We start from the raw sequence: 16,665 nt of genomic DNA, 5'->3' as shown, positions 1-16,665 counted from the left end.
CGGCAAAGTCGCAATGAAGCTGCGCGAAACCCGCTCCCGGCTGCCTACGTAGGGTCCTCGCCGCGCGACAGGCTGTCCCAGCTGTCGATCTCATCCACCGGTTCGCCGTCATTCCTGACGGCATTGGTGTCGTACTTGGTGCGGGTCTTCCAGTAACGCCCGGCCACCGGCAAGCCCACCGCAACCACTGCCAGCAGCGCCCCGGCCACTATGGCTACTACGGGGAAGGCCGTCGCAGCGACACTCGCCTGTCCACCCGCAAGGCCCGTCGCGGCTGCAATGGCACCCTGCGCTGCGCCGAGCGGATCGGTCAGCACGGTAGTGGCCGCCAGGATGATCCCTACCGCGGACAAAGCAATGATGACCGCAATGATCCAGCGCGCCACCTTGCCTGCAATGGATGCCGCCAGGCCACCGGCCAGGGCCACCAGGGCCAGAGCCGTGACTGCGGTAGCAGCCTTGTTTCCGGGAACCTGGAGGTTGCTGCTGGATACACCGGAGGGGTCAAGCTGCACTTCAATCCAGGTCTGGGTGGTGGTTCCGAAGACAGCGAGGGCCAGCACGACCGCGGCGAGCACCAGTGTGGATTTACGGGCCCAGCGCGGTGAAGTCCTGGCGGGAAGTGCGGATGCGGCGGCGCTCACGAGGCAGGCGTCCCGTCGTCGGGAACTTCGGCCCGGCCGGCGTCCACCGCAATGTTCTGCAATGAGCCTGCGGTGTGCACGGCGCGAAGCGGCGCAGCTGCCTTGTTTACCGTTTCAAGCGCTTCCGAAGGCTTGTGCGAATCGGCCACGATTCCACCGCCGGCCTGCACATAGGCGCGGCCCTCACGGAGCAGTGCCGAACGGATGGCAATGGCCATGTCCATGTCACCGGCGAAGTCCAGGTAGCCCACCACGCCACCGTAGATGCCGCGGCGGTGCGGTTCGAGTTCATCGAGGAGCCGCAGCGCACGGGGCTTCGGGGCGCCGGACAAAGTACCTGCCGGGAAGGTTGCCCTGAGGACGTCGTATGCCTTGGCGTGGGGAGCAAGCTGCCCCACCACAGTTGAAACGAGGTGCATGATGTGGCTGAAGCGCTCCACTTCCATGAACTGGGTGACATCGACTGTCCCGGCCACGCACACTTTGGAAAGGTCGTTACGGGACAAGTCCACCAGCATCAGGTGTTCCGCGCGTTCCTTCTGGTCCGCGAGCAACTCTGTGGCCAGGGCTTTGTCGGCCTCTACAGTCTTCCCTCGGGGACGTGAACCGGCGATGGGGTGCGTGATGACTTCCTCACCGGTCACCGTCACCAACGCTTCCGGCGAGGACCCGACAATCGAGTACTCGCGGCCGTCTGCATCTTCGAGGCTGAAGAGGTACATGTAGGGGCTGGGGTTGGTGTTGCGCAGCACGCGGTAGACATCCAGGGGATCTGCGGCGCATTCCATCTCGAAGCGGCGCGAAATCACCACCTGGAACACTTCGCCGTCAACAATCGCTTCCTTGCCACGGTCGATGGCTTCCAGGTACTTCGCTTCCTCCCAGCGTTCCTGCACGCTTGAGGCAAAGTCCAGGGCCGCCGTGTCCAAAACGGAAACAGGCTGGGGAACGGGCGTGCTGATCTGGTCCAGGAGCGCTTGCACTCGAGCCACGGCATCGTGCCAGGCATCATCGACGCGTTCGCTGCTGCCGTCGAAGTTGATGGCATTGGCAATGAGCAGGACAGTGCCGTCGACGTTGTCATGAACCGCCATGTCGGTGACCAGGTTCAGCGCCATCTCCGGCAACTGCAGGTCGTCCTCGGGCGGAGAGGTCAGGCGTTCCCAGTGGCGCACGGATTCCCAGCCAAGGAAGCCGACCAGGCCGGAGGTGAAGGGCGGAAGGCCCTCGAAACGATCGGTCTGCAGTGCGGCAATCGTGTTGCGGACGGCCTCCACCGGGTTCCCGGAAACTGGCACGCCGACGGGCGGCTCACCGATCCAGTGTGCCTGGCCGTCCTGGGTGGTCAGGGTTGCGCGGGACTTTGAACCGATGAACGAATAACGCGACCAGGCCCCGCCTACTGCTGCTGATTCCAGGAGGAAGGTGCCGGGCTGTCCCTTGGCGAGCTTCCGGTAAAGGCCAATGGGGGTTTCTGCATCGGCCAGGACTTTGAGCCGCACGGGGATGACACGGCTGTGGACGGCGAGTTCCCGGAACTCTTCCAGGCCCGGGCTGATGATTCCAAGGTCCTGCATGGCTATTCTTCTCCGCCTTTTGGTATGAGGTGGTGCGTCAGTGGTAAGTGCTGGGTGCCTTAGTCGCGGTGGCCCGTAACGACTGTAAAGTCGCGACCGTCGAAGCAGGTCCGGGTTCCGGTGTGGCAGGCTGCGCCGATCTGGTCCACGCGGATCAGGAGGGCATCGCCGTCGCAATCAAGGGCGACGGACTTCACGAACTGTACGTGTCCGGAAGTGTCGCCCTTACGCCAGTATTCCTGGCGGGAGCGGGAGTAGAACGTGACGCGCCCGGTGGTCATGGTGCGGTGCAGTGCCTCGTCATCCATCCATCCGAGCATGAGAACCTCGTTGGTGTCGTGCTGCTGCACAATAGCAGCAACCAGGCCGGCGGAATCGCGCTTGAGAGCGTCCGCGATCTCCTGCGGCAACGGACCCGCGGGGTCGCTGGAAAGCTCCACGGCGGGAGAGGGGCTGGGGGCGGACTGCTCTGACATCAGATCAAGTCTAGTGCCTTTGACGGGACTGGCGGTTCTGCGGCGGTTCCACTGCGCAAGAGCGCTCCGATCGTGCTAGTTTCACAAGTGATGCATTTCGTCGATCCCTCCCGAGAAGTACTGGCCGAAACCCTGCTGGCGGCCGGGCCTGACTCCCCCACGCTCTGCGAAGGCTGGCGGACCCGTGACCTTGCCGCGCATTTGTACTTGCGGGAGCGGAAAATCGCTGTCGGTCTTGGACTGTTGATTCCCAGTCTGGGCAAGGCATCGGAAAAAGCCACCTCCAAGCTGGCCTCCCAGCTGAAGACCACGGACGCCTACGCGGACCTCGTCAAGACGTTCCGCTCCGGGCCTCCCGCTTTCTCTCCTTTGAAGATCAAGGCGCTGGACGAGACCTCCAACCTCATCGAGTACTTCGTGCACACCGAGGACATCCGCCGCGCCGGCGACAGGTGGGCGCCGAGGGCACTGGACGAGGCCTATTCGGATGCACTCTGGAATGACCTCATCAAGCGTGCAGCGTTCCTGTACCGCGGCGTGGACCTCGGCATCGTCCTTGTCAGGCCCACGGGGCCGCGGCATGTGGCCAAGCGCGCACCCGTATCCGTCGCCATCGTTGGCGAGCCGGGCGAGCTTCTCATGCACGCCCACGGCCGCACCAACCAGGCCCTGGTCACCTTCGAAGGCCAGCCGGACGCCGTCGCGCTCTTGCAGTCAGCGGACATCGGCCTTTAACCAAGCAACGCGGGGTCGCTGATGGCCCATCCCGCAAGGGATGATGGCCAGCAGCGACCCCGCGTTTGCGTTGCCTAGCGGACTTCGAAGCCGGCCTCGCGGATCGCGGCCTTGACCTGAGCGATCATGTCATCCGGACCGAAGTGGAACACCGAGGCGGCCAGCACAGCGTCAGCCCCAGCCTGTACAGCGGGCGGGAAGTGCTCCGGGGCACCGGCACCGCCCGAGGCGATAATCGGGATATTCACGGCTGCCCGAACCAAACGGATCAGCTCAAGGTCGAAGCCGTCCTTGGTGCCGTCGGCGTCAATGGAGTTGAGCAGGATCTCCCCCACTCCCCTGTCCGCGGCTTCCTTCGCCCAGGCAATGGCATCGATTCCGGTACCGGTCCGGCCGCCGTGCGTGGTGACTTCAAACCCGGACGACGTCGGGGCGTCGCCTTCCCGGGTCCGGCGCGCGTCGACGGAGAGCACCAGGACCTGGGAGCCGAAGTGGCGGGTAATTTCATCGATGACATCGGGCCTGGCGACGGCGGCTGTGTTGATGGACGCCTTGTCCGCACCAAAGCGCAGGAGCTTGTCCACCTCGGCCACCCCGCGGACGCCACCACCCACGGTGAGGGGAATGAACACTTCCTCTGCGGTGCGACGGACGACGTCGAACGTTGTTTCGCGGTTCCCTGACGACGCCGTGACGTCCAGGAACGTCAGTTCGTCTGCCCCGCCATTGTCGTACCGGTGGGCGAGTTCCACAGGGTCTCCGGCGTCGCGAAGGCCTTCAAAGTTGACACCCTTGACGACGCGGCCGGCGTCCACGTCCAGGCATGGAATGACGCGTACGGCTACGGCCATGTGCTGCTCCTCAGTTCTGCTGGGCTCTAGTCGGTCAGTGTGGGTCAGATCCGGCAGGCGTGGATGCTGCTGACCAGGATGGCGCGCGCGCCGAGGTCGTAAAGCTCATCCATGATGCGGTTGGTTTCCTTCTTGGGGACCATGGACCGCACGGCTACCCACTCGGAATCGCGAAGCGGCGAGACCGTGGGCGATTCAAGTCCGGGAGTCAGCGCCGCGGCGTCTTCCACGAGGTCCTTGCGGATGTCGTAGTCCATGAGCACGTACTGGCGCGCAACCAGAACGCCTTGAAGGCGGCGGATGAGGATGTCGATTTCCTTCGCGGTCCCGTTGGCTGCGCCAGCGGAGCCCGTACGACGGATCAGGACGGCTTCGGACTTCAGGATGGGGTCGCCGAAGATCTCCATGCCGGCGGCCTTGAGGGTATTGCCGGTTTCCACGACATCGGCAATAGCGTCGGCCACGCCCAAGCGGACGGATGATTCCACGGCCCCATCGAGACGGACCACTGTGGCGTTGACGCCGCGTTCAGCGAGGTAGTCACGCAGGAGGCCGTCATAGCTTGTGGCCAGCCGCTTGCCTTCAAGCTGCTCGACGCCGGTGAAGTCACCAACAGGGCCGGCGAAACGGAATGTCGAAGGCGCGAAGCCCAAGGGGAGCAACTCTTCAGCTTCCACCTTCGCGTCAAGCAGGAGGTCCCTGCCGGTGATGCCGACGTCCAGGGTTCCCTGGCCTACATAGACGGCGATGTCACGGGGACGGAGGAAGAAGAACTCAATGTCGTTGTCAGGATCAACCATCACCAGTTCGCGGGAGTCGCGGCGCTGGCGGTAGCCGGCCTCGGAAAGCATTGCCGAGGCGGCTTCGGACAGGGATCCCTTGTTGGGGACTGCTACACGGAGCATTGGGAGAGACTTTCTTTTTGGAATGGAGGTTTCAGGCACATCGGCCACGCGGCTGACTCCGCTTGAAATGCGTGCGGAGGGGCGTGGCTAGAGATGCTTGTAAACGTCTTCCAGGCTGAGGCCCTTGGCGAGCATGAGAACCTGCAGGTGGTAGAGCAGCTGGGAGATTTCCTCAGCAGCGGCCTCGTCCGATTCGTACTCCGCGGCCATCCAGACTTCGGCGGCCTCTTCGACCACCTTCTTGCCGATGCCGTGGATTCCGGAGTCCAGCTCGGCTACCGTGCGCGAGCCTGCCGGACGGGTCGCTGCTTTCTCACTCAGTTCTGCGAACAGCGTCTCGAAATTCTTCACGCCCTCCAGACTACTTGCTCCGGGCCCGGCGCCGCTTGTTGGGGCGTTGCATGACGGAGGGGATGTGAGTGAACACACACTCACATCCCCTCCGTTCGCGCTGGAATCAGCTGTATTGCTTGAGCGTCACAGCGGTGGCCAGGGCAGCGGTGACCGCCTCGTGGCCCTTGTCCTCCTGGGAACCCGGGAGGCCGGCCCGGTCAAGGCCCTGTTGTTCCGTATCGCAGGTGAGTACGCCGAAGCCGACCGGCACGCCGGTGCGGACGCTGACATCGGTGAGTCCCGACGTCGCGGCCTGGCAAACGTAGTCAAAGTGCGGGGTTCCGCCACGGATAACAACGCCCAGGGCCACGACGGCGTCAAAGTGCGGTGCCAGCCGGGCGGCTGCAACCGGCAATTCAAAACTGCCCGGAACCCGCACCAGGGTGGGTTCGGCGATGCCTGCTTCCTTCGCGGCACGCAGGGCACCATCCACCAGGCCGTCCATGATCTGGGTGTGCCAGCTCGCGGCCACGATGGCGAGCTTGAGCTGCGAGGTTTCTTCAGGGTTGAGGGTAGTGAGGTCGATTGTGGGCGCGCCGTGTCCGCTCATGGTGTGCTGGGGATCCGTTCAGTCTTGGTTGCTGTTTGAGGTTTGGGGTGAAGCTGTCTTCTTGCCGTTGCTGACCGGCTCGACGTCGAGCGTCAGCCGGTGGTCCATACGGTCCTTCTTGGTTTGCAGGTACCGAAGGTTCTGCTCCCGGGACGGCACCTCCGTAGGCACCATCTCCACGACAGTCACCCCGGCTTTGTCCAGGCGGTGCTGTTTGTCCGGGTTGTTGCTCAACAGCCGGACTTCGTTGAGACCCATTTCGGCAAGGATCTGACCCGCTGCGCTGTAGGAACGGGCATCGACCGGCAGGCCCAGTTGCTCGTTGGCCTCGACAGTGTCGAAACCGGCTTCCTGCAGGGCGTAGGCCTTGATCTTGTTGGCGAGTCCGATGCCGCGCCCTTCCTGTCCACGCAGGTAGAGCAGCGTGCCGCCTTCCCTGTGGATGAGCTCCAGGGCGAAGGCAAGCTGTTCACCGCAATCGCAGCGGTAGGAACCGAACACATCTCCGGTCAGGCATTCAGAGTGCAGCCTGACCAAGGGTGCCTGGCCGCCCTTGGGCGGATTGGGCGAGCTGACCGCGAGATGTTCGACCCCCGTGACATGATCCGTCCACGCCTGCGCCACAAATTCACCAAAGGCCGTCGGCAACTGGACGATCGGTCCCCCGCTTACGGGGTGCGGACCGGGCTCCGTGTGCTCACTGCTGCGTGTTGTCGATGCGGTCATCGCTTCTCCTCGTCTACCCGTGAAATCTGCGCCGCCCGGGACTCCGTCGCCTCAACATACGACACCAGGTCCTCGATGGAGATGAGGGGGCATCCATGTTCAGCGGCGAACCCGCGCAGGCTGTCCAAGCGCATCATTTCACCGTCGTCATGTACCAACTCTGCGATCACACCCACCGGGGCGAGCCCGGCCAGGCGACACAAGTCCACGGCAGCTTCCGTGTGTCCCGGACGTTCTCGCACTCCCCCCTTAACGGCCCGAAGCGGAAAAATATGCCCGGGGCGGGTGAGTGACGCCGGAGTGCTGCTCGGGTCCGCCAGGATCCGGGCCGTCAGGGCCCGGTCCGTGGCAGAAATACCCGTGCTGACTCCTACCGCAGCGTCACAGGAAACAGTATAGGCAGTACCCTTAGCATCTTCGTTGATTTCGACCATCGGGGGCAGAATCAGCGCGTCGGCCCGCTGGCCTTCCAACGGAACACAGATGACGCCGGAGGAATATCGGATGGTCCAACCCATCAGGGCCGGGGTGGCATGTTCAGCGGCAAAAATGATGTCGCCTTCGTTTTCCCTGTCCTCGTTGTCCACCACAATGACGGCCCGCCCGGCCGCCATGGCTGCGATGGCGGATTCCACGGAGTCCAGGCCCGGACGCTGCGACGTCGCCGGTTGCGGGGTCGTGGGGGCGCTCATCGGGTGCCCTCCTGCCGCGGAGCGAACGACAGAAGCCGTTCGGTGTATTTTGCCAGGACATCCACTTCCAGGTTGACGTGCCCGCCAACCGGTTTCGCTCCCAGGCCCGTCTCCTCCAGCGTGGTGGGGATGAGGCCGACTTCGAACCACGCGTCCTTTTCGGAAGCCGCGCTGACGGCGGTCACCGTGAGCGATACCCCGTCGACGGCGATGGAACCTTTTTCGGCGATGTAGCGTGCCAGCGGGGCGGGGACGCCGAACCGCAAGCGGTCCCAGTTACCCAGCGCTTCGCGCTCGAGCAGCTCCCCCACGCCGTCAACATGGCCTTGCACGACGTGGCCATCCAGCCGTCCGCCGGCAGGAACACAGCGTTCCAGGTTCACGGTGTCTCCCGCAGCCAATTCCCCGATGGTGGTGCGCGTCAGGGTCTCGCCCATGACATCGACGCTGAAGTCCTGTCCATCAATGCGGGTGGCCGTGAGGCAGACACCGTTGACGGCAATGGAGCCGCCCAACGGCAGGTCCCCGGTAGTGGTGGGGGCCTTCAAGCGCAGTGTTGCGCTGGCATCGCCGTCATGCTCAATACCCAGGACAGTGCCTTGTTCTGCAACGATTCCGGTAAACATCAGTGTCCTCCTGTGACATATTCCGCGGCGTCACTGCGTGAAACCATATTCTTCTGCGGAATCGAATTCTTAGTGGTGTTGGCAGCACGTCCGGCTGGACGGAGATGGAGCCGCAGGTCGTTGCCGAGGGTCCGTACCGGACCCCCTGATGCCTCGTCCCACGCCCAGTGCTGGGCTTCGGCGAGCGTGCCGATACCCAAGTCGTTCAGCGCCGGAGTACCGGACCCCAGCAGGGTCGGCGCCAGGTAGACAATCAACTCGTCCACCAACTCCGCCGCAAGGAAGGTACTCAGAATGCTCGAACCCCCTTCGACCATCACATGCCGGACACCCTCTTCGAAGAGCATGCCCAGGGCCTCTGCTGGATCCCGGGTTGGCAGATGCCTGAAGCGGCCGTCGGTTCCCCGTACCGCTGCCCCCTCCGGGACATCCCGCAGGCCCATGACTGCCCGGACGGGCTGGCGTTGGGAAAGTTCACCGTCAGGAGTGCGCGCCGTCAGCCGGGGGTTGTCGATGAGCACGGTTCCGGTCCCTACGAGGATCGCGTCGATCAGGCGCCGCAAGGCGTGGTTGTCTGCCAGCGACTCTGCGCTGGAGATCCACTGGCTGGTGCCGTCAACCGCAGCGATCCGGCTGTCCAGGGTCTGTGCAATATGCAAGGTGACGAACGGGCGTTTGGCGGCAACGGCGTCGAACCATTCCCGGTTCAGGTCCAGGGATTCGTCGTAGCCGAGCCCGGACGTGACATCGATTCCTGCCGCGCGCAGCGTCTTGGCACCGCCGGCGGCGGGGTCGTGCGGATCGTCGACGGCGTAGATCACCTTTGCGATGCCGGCTGCAATGATCGCCTGGGCACAGGGACCTGTCCGGCCTACATGGTTGCAAGGCTCCAGGGTGACCACCATGGTGGTGCCCTTGGTGTCGATTCCCTGGCGCCGGGCTTCGGAGATGGCGTCGGCCTCCGCATGGGCCGTTCCGGCACCGCGATGGTAGCCGGTGGCAAGTTGCTCGCCTTCCGCGCCGAGGATCACTGCGCCAACCAGCGGATTCGCTCCTCGCGGGCCAGCCAGGGCGGCGGTGAGAGCTGCGTCCATGGCGGCCTTTTCAGTAGCCGAAAACTCAACGGCCTGCGCGCTCATCGCACGGCTCCTGCGGGCGCCGGAAGTGGTTGAACAGCGCCACGCTCACGCTTTTCGGCCCGCCACCACACGAAGAATCCGGTCAGGGTAAAGAACCCGTAGAACAGGTACATCACAGCACTGGCGTAATAGCCGGCACTGAACAGCAGAGGCACGCCCACGATGTCCACGGCAACCCAGATCAACCAGAATTCAGTCCATCCCCGGGCCATGCCGTAAGTGGCCAGGAGGGAGCCCATGAAGGTCCAGGCGTCTGCCCACACAGGCGGGTAGGAGCCGAGGGCGTCAAACAGGGGCGTCAGGGCCGCAGTACCGGCTACCATCGCGCCGATCAGAACCAGGCGCACCTTGTTACCGGCCCAGCCGGGGACCACGGCCCGGCCCTGGGTGCTCGACTGCCGGCCTTGACGCCACCGGTACCAGCCATAAAGTGCAACGGCGATGAACATCACCTGCCGGCCGGCCTGTCCCCAGAGGGTTGCGGGCGCAGCAGCACCGAATACGTTGCCGAGGAACACGGTGAGCAAAAGGATGTTGCCGATGATTCCTACCGGCCAAGCCCAGACTTTCCGGCGCATTCCGCCGAGGGCGCTGAGTAACCCAAAGATGTTTCCAAGCACTTCGCGTAAGACAAGAGCAGATCCTCCAACGGGGATCTGTGCTTCGAAGAGCCATCGCAGAAAATCCATGCCGTTCCTTCCCAGTAAGCCGCGATGACTCCGGGGGTGTACGACAGCGCAATGCCGGGCGTCACTGAAGGAACGCCCACGGCATGACTGTACGTGCTTCTCCCATCCAGACTTTAACTGTCGGTACCGGAATTCCACCGGTTCAACCGTCCGCCACCTCTATCCGGATTGCTCAGGAAATCGGTGGCTCGCGGGTCGCGGACTATAACCGCCGGTTCGGACTTACACCGACCCCGGAGCACGTATGTGTGTTGTTATTGTGCCATAACCAGAGCGATGACCAGGCTATTCCCGGCCATCTTCGTAATATCCCATGACGGCGTAAAGGCCTAGGCCGCCGTCGCGGCCTGGCCTGCTGCACGCAGCCGATCGATCGCCGCAGCCGGGTCCTCGTGACCGTAGACAGCCGAGCCCGCAACAAAGACGTTGGCGCCGGCCTCAGCAGCCCGGACGATGGTCTCCTCCGTAATGCCGCCGTCCACCTGGATCGCTACAGCAATGCCCGAACCCTCGATGGCAGCACGGGCGCGGCGGATCTTGGGCAGGGTGATGTCAAGGAACGATTGCCCGCCGAAGCCGGGCTCCACCGTCATGATCAACAGCATGTCCAACTCACTGAGCATGTCCAGGTAGGGCTCTACCGGTGTCGCAGGCCGTAAGGCCATGCCTGCTTTGGATCCCCGTTCCCGCAGTTCACGGGCCAGTTTCACCGGGGCCATGGCGGCCTCGGCGTGGAACGTCACGGACGCGACGCCGGCGTCTGCGTAGGCAGGCGCCCAGCGGTCGACGTCGGAAATCATCAGATGCGCGTCCAGCGGAACGGGGCTTACGGCCTGAATCCGCTGTACCACCGGCAATCCGAGCGTCAGGTTGGGCACGAAGTGGTTGTCCATGACGTCGACGTGGACGGCGTCGGCGTTGCTGATCCTCTGCAACTCCGCCTCAAGGTTGACGAAGTCCGCGGACAAGATGCTCGGGTTGATACAGCACTGAGACAAGGCAGCCCCTTCGGGTCGGTATGGGTCATGGTACGGCTGCAGCGAAAGGAATGGTTCCGCCGCAGCCAGGGGATGTAGCGGCTACGGCTTCTTTCGGATAATGGCCATGAACATGGCATCCGTCTGGTGGATGTGCGGCCACAGCTGGGCAGTGAGCTCATGTCCCGCACCCAGATTTCCGGTCAGGCTGACATGGTCGAGTGCCTGCCCGGAGTCGAGCAATTCGAGGTCGTCCCGCTTGTAAAGTACGTCGCCAACCACTGCGGTGGTCTCAGCAGGGTGGGGAGAACACGTCACGTAGGCCACGACGCCGCCGGGCTTGACGGCGTCGATCGCCGATTTCAGGAGATCCCGCTGCAGCGGACCGAGATCGCCGATGTCCTTGGGCGAGCGACGCCAACGTGACTCCGGCCTCCTGCGCAGGGCGCCAAGGCCGCTGCACGGAACATCCACCAGGACACGATCAAAAGCTTCTGGCTGCTCGGCGCCGACTTCGCGCCCGTCGCCCGTGCGCACACTCCAGGATTCCGTGGGCACAGCGGACAGCGCCTGTTGGACAAGCTTGGCCCGGTGGGGTGCCGGCTCGTTTGCCAGGAGGGTAGCTCCGTCGCGATAGGCAAGGGCGGCCAGCAGCGCCGCCTTGCCACCGGGACCTGCGCAAAGATCCAGCCATTTCTCGCCATGGGCGGCACGCTCCCCGAGCTCTACGCCGGCCAACGCACGTGCAACAAGCTGGGATCCCACGTCCTGGACACGCGTGGTGCCACGCCGTACTGATTCGAAGCGGCCAAGGTCCCCGCCTGCGGAGAGCGCCGAGCCTTCTACGAGTTCACCGGGAGTGGCTCCGTTGTCAAAGGCCTCATCCAAGTCACCCAGACCCGGTAGAGCCACCAGGTTGACCACCGGCGCCGCGTTGTCGGCTTCCAGGAGGTCGTCGATCTCGGCCTTGGGCCTGCCGTGGTTCACCAGTGACTGCCGCAGCGCGCGGACGATCCACTCAGGGTGTGCATGGCGGAGGGCAGCGATCTTGGTCTCGTCGGTTTCCTGGTCCAGCAGGATATCCAACCACTCGTCCATGCTGTGGGCAGTGACCTTGCGGAGTACCGCGTTGATCAGGGCCGATGGACCGGCGCCAATGACTGCACGGGCCAAACCTACTGTTTGGTCCAACGCGGCATGGGCAGGAACCCGCATCGACAGTAGCTGGTGCGCACCGATCCGCAGGGCATCCAGGATCGCGGGGTCCAGCTGCTCCAGCGGCCGGTCAACACAACGGGCCAGAATGGCGTCATAGGTACCCTGGCCACGCAGTGCCCCGTAGCTCAGCTCGGTGGCGAACCCGGCATCTCGACGGTCCAGGCGGTGCTCCCGGATTCTCGCGGGGAGGACCAGGTTGGCGTAGGCGTCCTCCGAGGCGACAGCCCGGAGTACCTCGAATGCGACCAAGCGCGCAGGGTCGGCCCGGCGGGTACGCTGCGACGGCGCATTGTTGGTGAATCCGCGCTGGGGTCCCCTGTTCCGCTCCCTGCCTTGGGCGTTGCGTTGGCTACCGCCCCTGGCCCCGCGGTTGCCCTGCCCGCCGCCGTCCCGGCTCCCGCTGTTGTTGGGGCCTCGACGGCCGGACTCACTCATTTGAATACCACTCTCTCAGGTGCTGCCAAGCCGCGGGCCCAATCGGCCGGCGACATCATTTTCTTGCCGGCCGGTTGAATCCGGCCAAGCTCTACGGCGTGGGAACCGGTGCCCACGAGTACGGATTTGCCATCCACCCGGATGGTTCCGGGCGCGAGATCGTCGATCCCGGGCCTCAACGTCACAGGTTCCAGTTTGACCCGCTGGCCTTCCAATGTTGTCCATGCTCCCGGTTCCGGGGTCACTCCCCTGGAACGGCGGTTCAGTGCCAGCGCCGGCTGCCTCCAGTCCAGGCGCCCGTCATCCAATGTCAGCTTGGGAGCCAATGACACCTCTCCTGACTGCGGTTGCGGAGCAGCCTGTCCGGCGTCGATGGCGGAGAGCGTCTGGCTCAGCAGCACGGCTCCGCTGATGGACAACCGCTCAAGGAGATCGCCGGCAGTATCTTCCGGCCGGACAGTTTCCGTGAGGGTTCCAAACACGGGCCCGGTATCGAGGCCCTCTTCGAGCTGGAACGTTGCGGCGCCAGTGACGTCGTCTCCGGCAATGATGGAACGCTGAACAGGAGCAGCACCGCGCCAGGCCGGCAACAAAGAGAAGTGCAGATTGACCCAGCCATGCGTGGGGACGCCCAGGGCAGCGCGCGGAACAATCCCGCCGTAGGCAACGATGGCGGCCACATCAGGCGCATAACCCGCGATGCGGGCCGTGGTATCGGCGTCAACCTTGGCCGCGCGAATGACCTCGATGCCCAATTCCCCGGCGCGGGCCGCTACTGGAGAGGGAGTCATGACGCGTTTGCGGCCCAGTGGAGCGTCCGGGCGGGTCAGGACGGCAACGACGTCGAAACCGGCCTTAACCAAAGCGTCCAGCGACGGTACAGCTACGGCCGGCGTCCCCGCGAAGAGTACCCTCACTCGGGAACCCCGAAACTGCCCCCACCGAAGCTTGAACCCACACTGTTAGCACGCTTCGACGTCGTCTTTTCGGTTATGGCGTGGTAGTTGGCGTTTCTGATGGCGCGAAGGGCAGCCTTGCGGTCCTCCCCTTCCAACCTGTCTGTGTACAGCACGCCGTCAAGGTGATCGGTCTCGTGCTGGAAACAGCGCGCCAGCATGCCTTCGGCCTCCACCGACACCGGGTTGCCGTTCAGGTCCACGCCAGTTGCCCGGGTGGCCCTGTAGCGGCGCACGGGGAATCCAAGGCCGGGAATCGAGAGGCAACCCTCTACCTCGTCAGGCTGGAAGTCTTCGCTGTTTTCCAGGACCGGATTGATGATGTGGCCCTCCACTCCGCCAATGCGGTAAGTGAAGACGCGCTGGCTGACGCCGACCTGCGGAGCGGCCAGGCCTGCGCCCTCAACGTCCTCCATGGTTTCTGTCATGTCAGCTACCAGCTTGGCGAGCTCCGGACCGAAGTCGGTGACGGGGTCGGCCACGGTGCGCAGCACCGGATCCCCGATGATTCGGATACTCAAAATTGCCATGCTTTGCCTGTCCTCACGATCGTCGAACCCGGCCCTCGCGTTGCGGAGCCTAAGCCAGTTTAGTTGAGGTCATGGCACCGCCGCTGTTGGCCGGCGCGGCACCGGCCGCAGTAAACACCGGTGGCGCAACCGGCAGCAGGGCTTGTCCGGCAGCAGTGACATCCGCCGACATCTCCCACACCCGCCGAAGGGCACAGAACTTCCACCAGTGGTGCTTGAGAATCTCCGGGTTTGCCCGCATGGGCCTCACCTCGGTTTCTCCGATGGCAACAGCCAGCAACATGGGATTGTCCCCGTACCTCCAGGGTTCCCACTCACCCGAAACGGGGTCCACCAGGCTTTCTTCGGCTTTCATCCCGGCCGTAAGCTGCATGACCACTTTGTCGTCAAGGGATTTAACCGTTCCGTCACGGGTGGTGCCCTTGGTTTTGTAGTCAATGAGACAAATACGTCCATTGATTTTGGCCACCAGGTCCAGCGTCCCCGCATAGCCCACTGTCTTGTTCCACACCGTAATCTCGGGCGCCAGCGGCTCCACCCGGTACAACTCCCACCATTCATCGAAGCGGGCCGCAAACGCCTGCTCACCGTTGGCTGCAAGTTCGTCCCTGCATTCCTGCATGCGGTGCGGGCGTCCCAGGGCCCGCAAAGCTACCTGCTCGCAGTATGTATGGACGCGATCACCACGCGCCGCAGCCGCGTCCCGGTACACCTCGGCTGCCTTGGATGCCTTATTGACTGCTTGCCGCACTTTTGCCGGACTTCCGAGGATCGCCGGGAGCTCAGGGTCCGCCGCCAGGCTGCTTGCCCCCATGTAGCTGAACCAACCGTCCAGTGCATGGGCCTGTTGGCCGATCACCGTCGTGATGGATGGCACGGAGAATTGCTCTGTGGTGGAGCGGGCATACATCCGGCCGTAGTCAGTAGCGTGGGCAAGCAGTGGAGCAGTCATATAAAGACTTTGTCATAGAGGACCGACAGAATTCTCCGGCGGGAAGATCCTGAGGAGCTGCTCCGGAGAGAGCCGGGCAAGCTTGCCGGCAAGGACGGGCGCGCTCCGGGCCAGCTCCTCAAACGGCGGGCGGGGTCTCTCCGCGGTGCGAAGCTGTTCAGCATCCTCAGGTTCCTGCATGCTAGGTATGTGCTGAAGCAAGGCAATTCATGATGCTGCCGATGAGATCCTTGTGCCAAGCATGTGCCCGCTGGAGGCGACGCCTGATTCACCAGTTCAAAACTTTTTTGCGCAATCGTGAAACCCTTTGTGATCTTGCGGACACTACAGGTTATGGGGAACTTGGAATCTCACGATGCCGGATTATGGACGCGGAGTCTGACTGGTGACGGTGCAGCATTCGGCGTACTGTTCGATCGGCACCGTGACAGGGTCTTCCGGCACGCATACCGCCTCTGCGGCAATCGCCATACATCCCAGACCAGGAAACCCGGTCACGAGTCCCGCGCAGCTACCAGGAATTTGTGGAAAGGCCCAGAAACCCAAAAGGCCCCCGGTTCTCCGGGGGCCTTCTTTTGGTGGGCGATACTGGGTTCGAACCAGTGACCTCTTCGGTGTGAACGAAGCGCGCTACCACTGCGCCAATCGCCCGGGTGCATAGAAAACACTAACGGACCCGGGCCGGATTGCAAAACGAGCGGAAGGCTGCCGAAGGCCGGTGAACTACAGCTGTGGAATTACAGCAGTGAAACTCGCCCGAATCCGCGTCAGTACAAGGAACCAAGGCCCGCCGCACCCGGATCCAAGCTACCGATTTGGAGAATGCAGGAACCTCCTATAGAGTTTTTACTCGTCGGAAAGCGACGGAATGCCTACAGGGTTGCCCGTCGGAACCGCACTGCGGACGTAGCTCAGCTGGTAGAGCACCACCTTGCCAAGGTGGATGTCGCGAGTTCGAATCTCGTCGTCCGCTCGCAAGGCACTGTCAAGGCAAGTATTCCCCGGAATCCTGCTTACACGGTGGGTTGGCCGAGAGGCGAGGCAGCGGCCTGCAAAGCCGTATACACGGGTTCGAATCCCGTACCCACCTCGGTGAAAACCATGTCTTCCGGCTTTTGCTGGATGCATGGGCGATTGGCGCAGCGGTAGCGCGCTTCCCTGACACGGAAGAGGTCACTGGTTCGATCCCAGTATCGCCCACCAGAACAAGGCAACTTGTTTGTTGTTGAAAGCCGGACCCGGTCTGGCAGGCAACATGTGCGGACGTAGCTCAGCTGGTAGAGCACCACCTTGCCAAGGTGGATGTCGCGAGTTCGAATCTCGTCGTCCGCTCTCCTCATTGCAGGACCCGGTAACGGGCGATTGGCGCAGCGGTAGCGCGCTTCCCTGACACGGAAGAGGTCACTGGTTCGATCCCAGTATCGCCCACCAGAACAAGGCAACTTGTTTGTTGTTGAAAGCCAGACCCAGTCTGGCAGGCAACATGTGCGGACGTAGCTCAGCTGGTAGAGCACCACCTTGCCAAGGTGGATGTCGCGAGTTCGAATCTCGTCGTCCGCTCCACGAAAAGCAGCTCCCAGGAGCTGCTTTTTTT

At 63.5% G+C, this 16,665-nt stretch carries 18 protein-coding genes, 7 tRNA genes and 1 riboswitch; of the genes, 7 read left to right on the top strand and 18 right to left on the bottom strand.

The window, feature by feature from the left end; translation table 11 throughout:
* Nucleotides 1–44: 44 nt before the first annotated feature.
* Genes JMY29_RS08720 through hisI form a run of 3 tightly spaced genes read right to left on the bottom strand, consistent with a single transcriptional unit; the run spans nucleotide 45 to nucleotide 2,697 of the window.
* Nucleotides 45–644, bottom strand: a complete 600-nt coding sequence (locus JMY29_RS08720) for a Trp biosynthesis-associated membrane protein (protein ID WP_018778632.1) — start codon at nucleotides 642–644, stop codon at nucleotides 45–47.
* Nucleotides 641–2,221 carry an anthranilate synthase component I gene (locus tag JMY29_RS08715; protein WP_189075704.1) on the bottom strand — a complete coding sequence of 527 codons (1,581 nt, stop codon included), beginning with the start codon at nucleotides 2,219–2,221 and terminating at the stop codon, nucleotides 641–643. The genes JMY29_RS08720 and JMY29_RS08715 overlap by 4 nt, the downstream gene beginning before the upstream one ends.
* A 59-nt stretch (nucleotides 2,222–2,280) precedes the next feature.
* Nucleotides 2,281–2,697: a phosphoribosyl-AMP cyclohydrolase gene (hisI, locus tag JMY29_RS08710; RefSeq protein WP_018778634.1), complete on the bottom strand. Its 417-nt coding sequence runs from the start codon at nucleotides 2,695–2,697 to the stop codon at nucleotides 2,281–2,283.
* Between the two features lie 90 nt (nucleotides 2,698–2,787).
* On the opposite strand from hisI, the gene JMY29_RS08705 reads away from it, so the two are divergent.
* Complete coding sequence (locus tag JMY29_RS08705) at nucleotides 2,788–3,432, top strand: TIGR03085 family metal-binding protein (RefSeq protein ID WP_018778635.1); 645 nt, start codon at nucleotides 2,788–2,790, stop codon at nucleotides 3,430–3,432.
* A gap of 74 nt (nucleotides 3,433–3,506) precedes the next feature.
* Here the strand turns inward: JMY29_RS08705 and hisF are convergent, their stop codons facing one another.
* From hisF to JMY29_RS08630, 15 genes are all read right to left on the bottom strand, one after another.
* On the bottom strand, nucleotides 3,507–4,283 hold the full coding sequence (gene hisF, locus JMY29_RS08700; RefSeq protein WP_018778636.1) for an imidazole glycerol phosphate synthase subunit HisF: 777 nt from the start codon (nucleotides 4,281–4,283) through the stop codon (nucleotides 3,507–3,509).
* Between the two features lie 44 nt (nucleotides 4,284–4,327).
* On the bottom strand, nucleotides 4,328–5,188 hold the full coding sequence (gene hisG / locus JMY29_RS08695; protein WP_018778637.1) for an ATP phosphoribosyltransferase: 861 nt from the start codon (nucleotides 5,186–5,188) through the stop codon (nucleotides 4,328–4,330).
* Nucleotides 5,189–5,275: 87 nt separating this feature from the next.
* Complete coding sequence (locus JMY29_RS08690; RefSeq protein WP_018778638.1) at nucleotides 5,276–5,539, bottom strand: phosphoribosyl-ATP diphosphatase; 264 nt, start codon at nucleotides 5,537–5,539, stop codon at nucleotides 5,276–5,278.
* A 106-nt stretch (nucleotides 5,540–5,645) separates the two neighbouring features.
* Nucleotides 5,646–6,131: a 6,7-dimethyl-8-ribityllumazine synthase gene (gene ribH, locus JMY29_RS08685; RefSeq protein ID WP_018778639.1), complete on the bottom strand. Its 486-nt coding sequence runs from the start codon at nucleotides 6,129–6,131 to the stop codon at nucleotides 5,646–5,648.
* 18 nt (nucleotides 6,132–6,149) lie between these two features.
* Complete coding sequence (gene ribA / locus JMY29_RS08680; RefSeq protein WP_039240819.1) at nucleotides 6,150–6,857, bottom strand: GTP cyclohydrolase II; 708 nt, start codon at nucleotides 6,855–6,857, stop codon at nucleotides 6,150–6,152.
* On the bottom strand, nucleotides 6,854–7,549 hold the full coding sequence (gene ribB / locus JMY29_RS08675) for a 3,4-dihydroxy-2-butanone-4-phosphate synthase (protein WP_079581330.1): 696 nt from the start codon (nucleotides 7,547–7,549) through the stop codon (nucleotides 6,854–6,856). The genes ribA and ribB overlap by 4 nt, the downstream gene beginning before the upstream one ends.
* Nucleotides 7,546–8,175, bottom strand: a complete 630-nt coding sequence (locus JMY29_RS08670; protein ID WP_039240817.1) for a riboflavin synthase — start codon at nucleotides 8,173–8,175, stop codon at nucleotides 7,546–7,548. Before JMY29_RS08670 ends, ribB begins: the two co-directional genes overlap by 4 nt.
* Nucleotides 8,175–9,314 (bottom strand): bifunctional diaminohydroxyphosphoribosylaminopyrimidine deaminase/5-amino-6-(5-phosphoribosylamino)uracil reductase RibD, encoded by a 1,140-nt coding sequence (ribD, locus tag JMY29_RS08665; RefSeq protein ID WP_018778643.1) that lies wholly within the window; start codon nucleotides 9,312–9,314, stop codon nucleotides 8,175–8,177. The genes JMY29_RS08670 and ribD overlap by 1 nt, the downstream gene beginning before the upstream one ends.
* Nucleotides 9,311–10,003 carry a nicotinamide riboside transporter PnuC gene (pnuC, locus tag JMY29_RS08660; RefSeq protein ID WP_018778644.1) on the bottom strand — a complete coding sequence of 231 codons (693 nt, stop codon included), beginning with the start codon at nucleotides 10,001–10,003 and terminating at the stop codon, nucleotides 9,311–9,313. The genes ribD and pnuC overlap by 4 nt, the downstream gene beginning before the upstream one ends.
* Nucleotides 10,004–10,092: 89 nt before the next feature.
* A riboswitch (FMN riboswitch) is annotated at nucleotides 10,093–10,249 on the bottom strand.
* 83 nt (nucleotides 10,250–10,332) lie between these two features.
* On the bottom strand, nucleotides 10,333–11,001 hold the full coding sequence (gene rpe, locus JMY29_RS08655; protein ID WP_018778645.1) for a ribulose-phosphate 3-epimerase: 669 nt from the start codon (nucleotides 10,999–11,001) through the stop codon (nucleotides 10,333–10,335).
* An 81-nt stretch (nucleotides 11,002–11,082) separates the two neighbouring features.
* On the bottom strand, nucleotides 11,083–12,633 hold the full coding sequence (locus JMY29_RS08650; RefSeq protein ID WP_018778646.1) for an RsmB/NOP family class I SAM-dependent RNA methyltransferase: 1,551 nt from the start codon (nucleotides 12,631–12,633) through the stop codon (nucleotides 11,083–11,085).
* Complete coding sequence (gene fmt / locus JMY29_RS08645; RefSeq protein ID WP_039240810.1) at nucleotides 12,630–13,550, bottom strand: methionyl-tRNA formyltransferase; 921 nt, start codon at nucleotides 13,548–13,550, stop codon at nucleotides 12,630–12,632. Before fmt ends, JMY29_RS08650 begins: the two co-directional genes overlap by 4 nt.
* Nucleotides 13,547–14,119 (bottom strand): peptide deformylase, encoded by a 573-nt coding sequence (gene def, locus JMY29_RS08640; protein ID WP_018778648.1) that lies wholly within the window; start codon nucleotides 14,117–14,119, stop codon nucleotides 13,547–13,549. Before def ends, fmt begins: the two co-directional genes overlap by 4 nt.
* 49 nt (nucleotides 14,120–14,168) lie before the next feature.
* Nucleotides 14,169–15,071: a hypothetical protein gene (locus tag JMY29_RS08635; RefSeq protein ID WP_018778649.1), complete on the bottom strand. Its 903-nt coding sequence runs from the start codon at nucleotides 15,069–15,071 to the stop codon at nucleotides 14,169–14,171.
* Between the two features lie 576 nt (nucleotides 15,072–15,647).
* A tRNA-Val gene (locus JMY29_RS08630) sits at nucleotides 15,648–15,722 on the bottom strand.
* A gap of 249 nt (nucleotides 15,723–15,971) precedes the next feature.
* On the opposite strand from JMY29_RS08630, the gene JMY29_RS08625 reads away from it, so the two are divergent.
* From JMY29_RS08625 to JMY29_RS08600, 6 genes are all read left to right on the top strand, one after another.
* Nucleotides 15,972–16,044 (top strand) — tRNA-Gly (locus JMY29_RS08625).
* A 46-nt stretch (nucleotides 16,045–16,090) separates the two neighbouring features.
* Nucleotides 16,091–16,161: transfer RNA gene (locus tag JMY29_RS08620), tRNA-Cys, on the top strand.
* 38 nt (nucleotides 16,162–16,199) lie between these two features.
* Nucleotides 16,200–16,274, top strand: a tRNA-Val gene (locus tag JMY29_RS08615).
* Nucleotides 16,275–16,330: 56 nt separating this feature from the next.
* Nucleotides 16,331–16,403: transfer RNA gene (locus tag JMY29_RS08610), tRNA-Gly, on the top strand.
* Nucleotides 16,404–16,427: 24 nt separating this feature from the next.
* Nucleotides 16,428–16,502, top strand: a tRNA-Val gene (locus JMY29_RS08605).
* Nucleotides 16,503–16,558: 56 nt separating this feature from the next.
* Nucleotides 16,559–16,634 (top strand) — tRNA-Gly (locus JMY29_RS08600).
* Nucleotides 16,635–16,665: the final 31 nt, after the last annotated feature.

The sequence above is a fragment of the Paenarthrobacter nicotinovorans genome (assembly GCF_021919345.1).
Taxonomy (GTDB): Bacteria; Actinomycetota; Actinomycetes; order Actinomycetales; family Micrococcaceae; genus Arthrobacter; species Arthrobacter nicotinovorans.
Note: the sequence above shows the minus strand (reverse complement) of the source record. Positions and strands in the feature narration are given on the sequence as shown.

What these genes read in the sequence shown, in the direction of transcription:
- JMY29_RS08715 (WP_189075704.1), bottom strand. Translation starts at nt 2,221, where the DNA reads ATGCAGGACCTTGGAATCATCAGCCCGGGCCTGGAAGAGTTCCGGGAA.
- ribA (WP_039240819.1), bottom strand. Translation starts at nt 6,857, where the DNA reads ATGACCGCATCGACAACACGCAGCAGTGAGCACACGGAGCCCGGTCCG.
- def (WP_018778648.1), bottom strand. Translation starts at nt 14,119, where the DNA reads ATGGCAATTTTGAGTATCCGAATCATCGGGGATCCGGTGCTGCGCACC.
- ribH (WP_018778639.1), bottom strand. Translation starts at nt 6,131, where the DNA reads ATGAGCGGACACGGCGCGCCCACAATCGACCTCACTACCCTCAACCCT.
- pnuC (WP_018778644.1), bottom strand. Translation starts at nt 10,003, where the DNA reads ATGGATTTTCTGCGATGGCTCTTCGAAGCACAGATCCCCGTTGGAGGA.
- hisG (WP_018778637.1), bottom strand. Translation starts at nt 5,188, where the DNA reads ATGCTCCGTGTAGCAGTCCCCAACAAGGGATCCCTGTCCGAAGCCGCC.
- ribD (WP_018778643.1), bottom strand. Translation starts at nt 9,314, where the DNA reads ATGAGCGCGCAGGCCGTTGAGTTTTCGGCTACTGAAAAGGCCGCCATG.
- ribB (WP_079581330.1), bottom strand. Translation starts at nt 7,549, where the DNA reads ATGAGCGCCCCCACGACCCCGCAACCGGCGACGTCGCAGCGTCCGGGC.
- JMY29_RS08670 (WP_039240817.1), bottom strand. Translation starts at nt 8,175, where the DNA reads ATGTTTACCGGAATCGTTGCAGAACAAGGCACTGTCCTGGGTATTGAG.
- JMY29_RS08635 (WP_018778649.1), bottom strand. Translation starts at nt 15,071, where the DNA reads ATGACTGCTCCACTGCTTGCCCACGCTACTGACTACGGCCGGATGTAT.
- hisF (WP_018778636.1), bottom strand. Translation starts at nt 4,283, where the DNA reads ATGGCCGTAGCCGTACGCGTCATTCCATGCCTGGACGTGGACGCCGGC.
- JMY29_RS08705 (WP_018778635.1), top strand. Translation starts at nt 2,788, where the DNA reads ATGCATTTCGTCGATCCCTCCCGAGAAGTACTGGCCGAAACCCTGCTG.
- JMY29_RS08650 (WP_018778646.1), bottom strand. Translation starts at nt 12,633, where the DNA reads ATGAGTGAGTCCGGCCGTCGAGGCCCCAACAACAGCGGGAGCCGGGAC.
- hisI (WP_018778634.1), bottom strand. Translation starts at nt 2,697, where the DNA reads ATGTCAGAGCAGTCCGCCCCCAGCCCCTCTCCCGCCGTGGAGCTTTCC.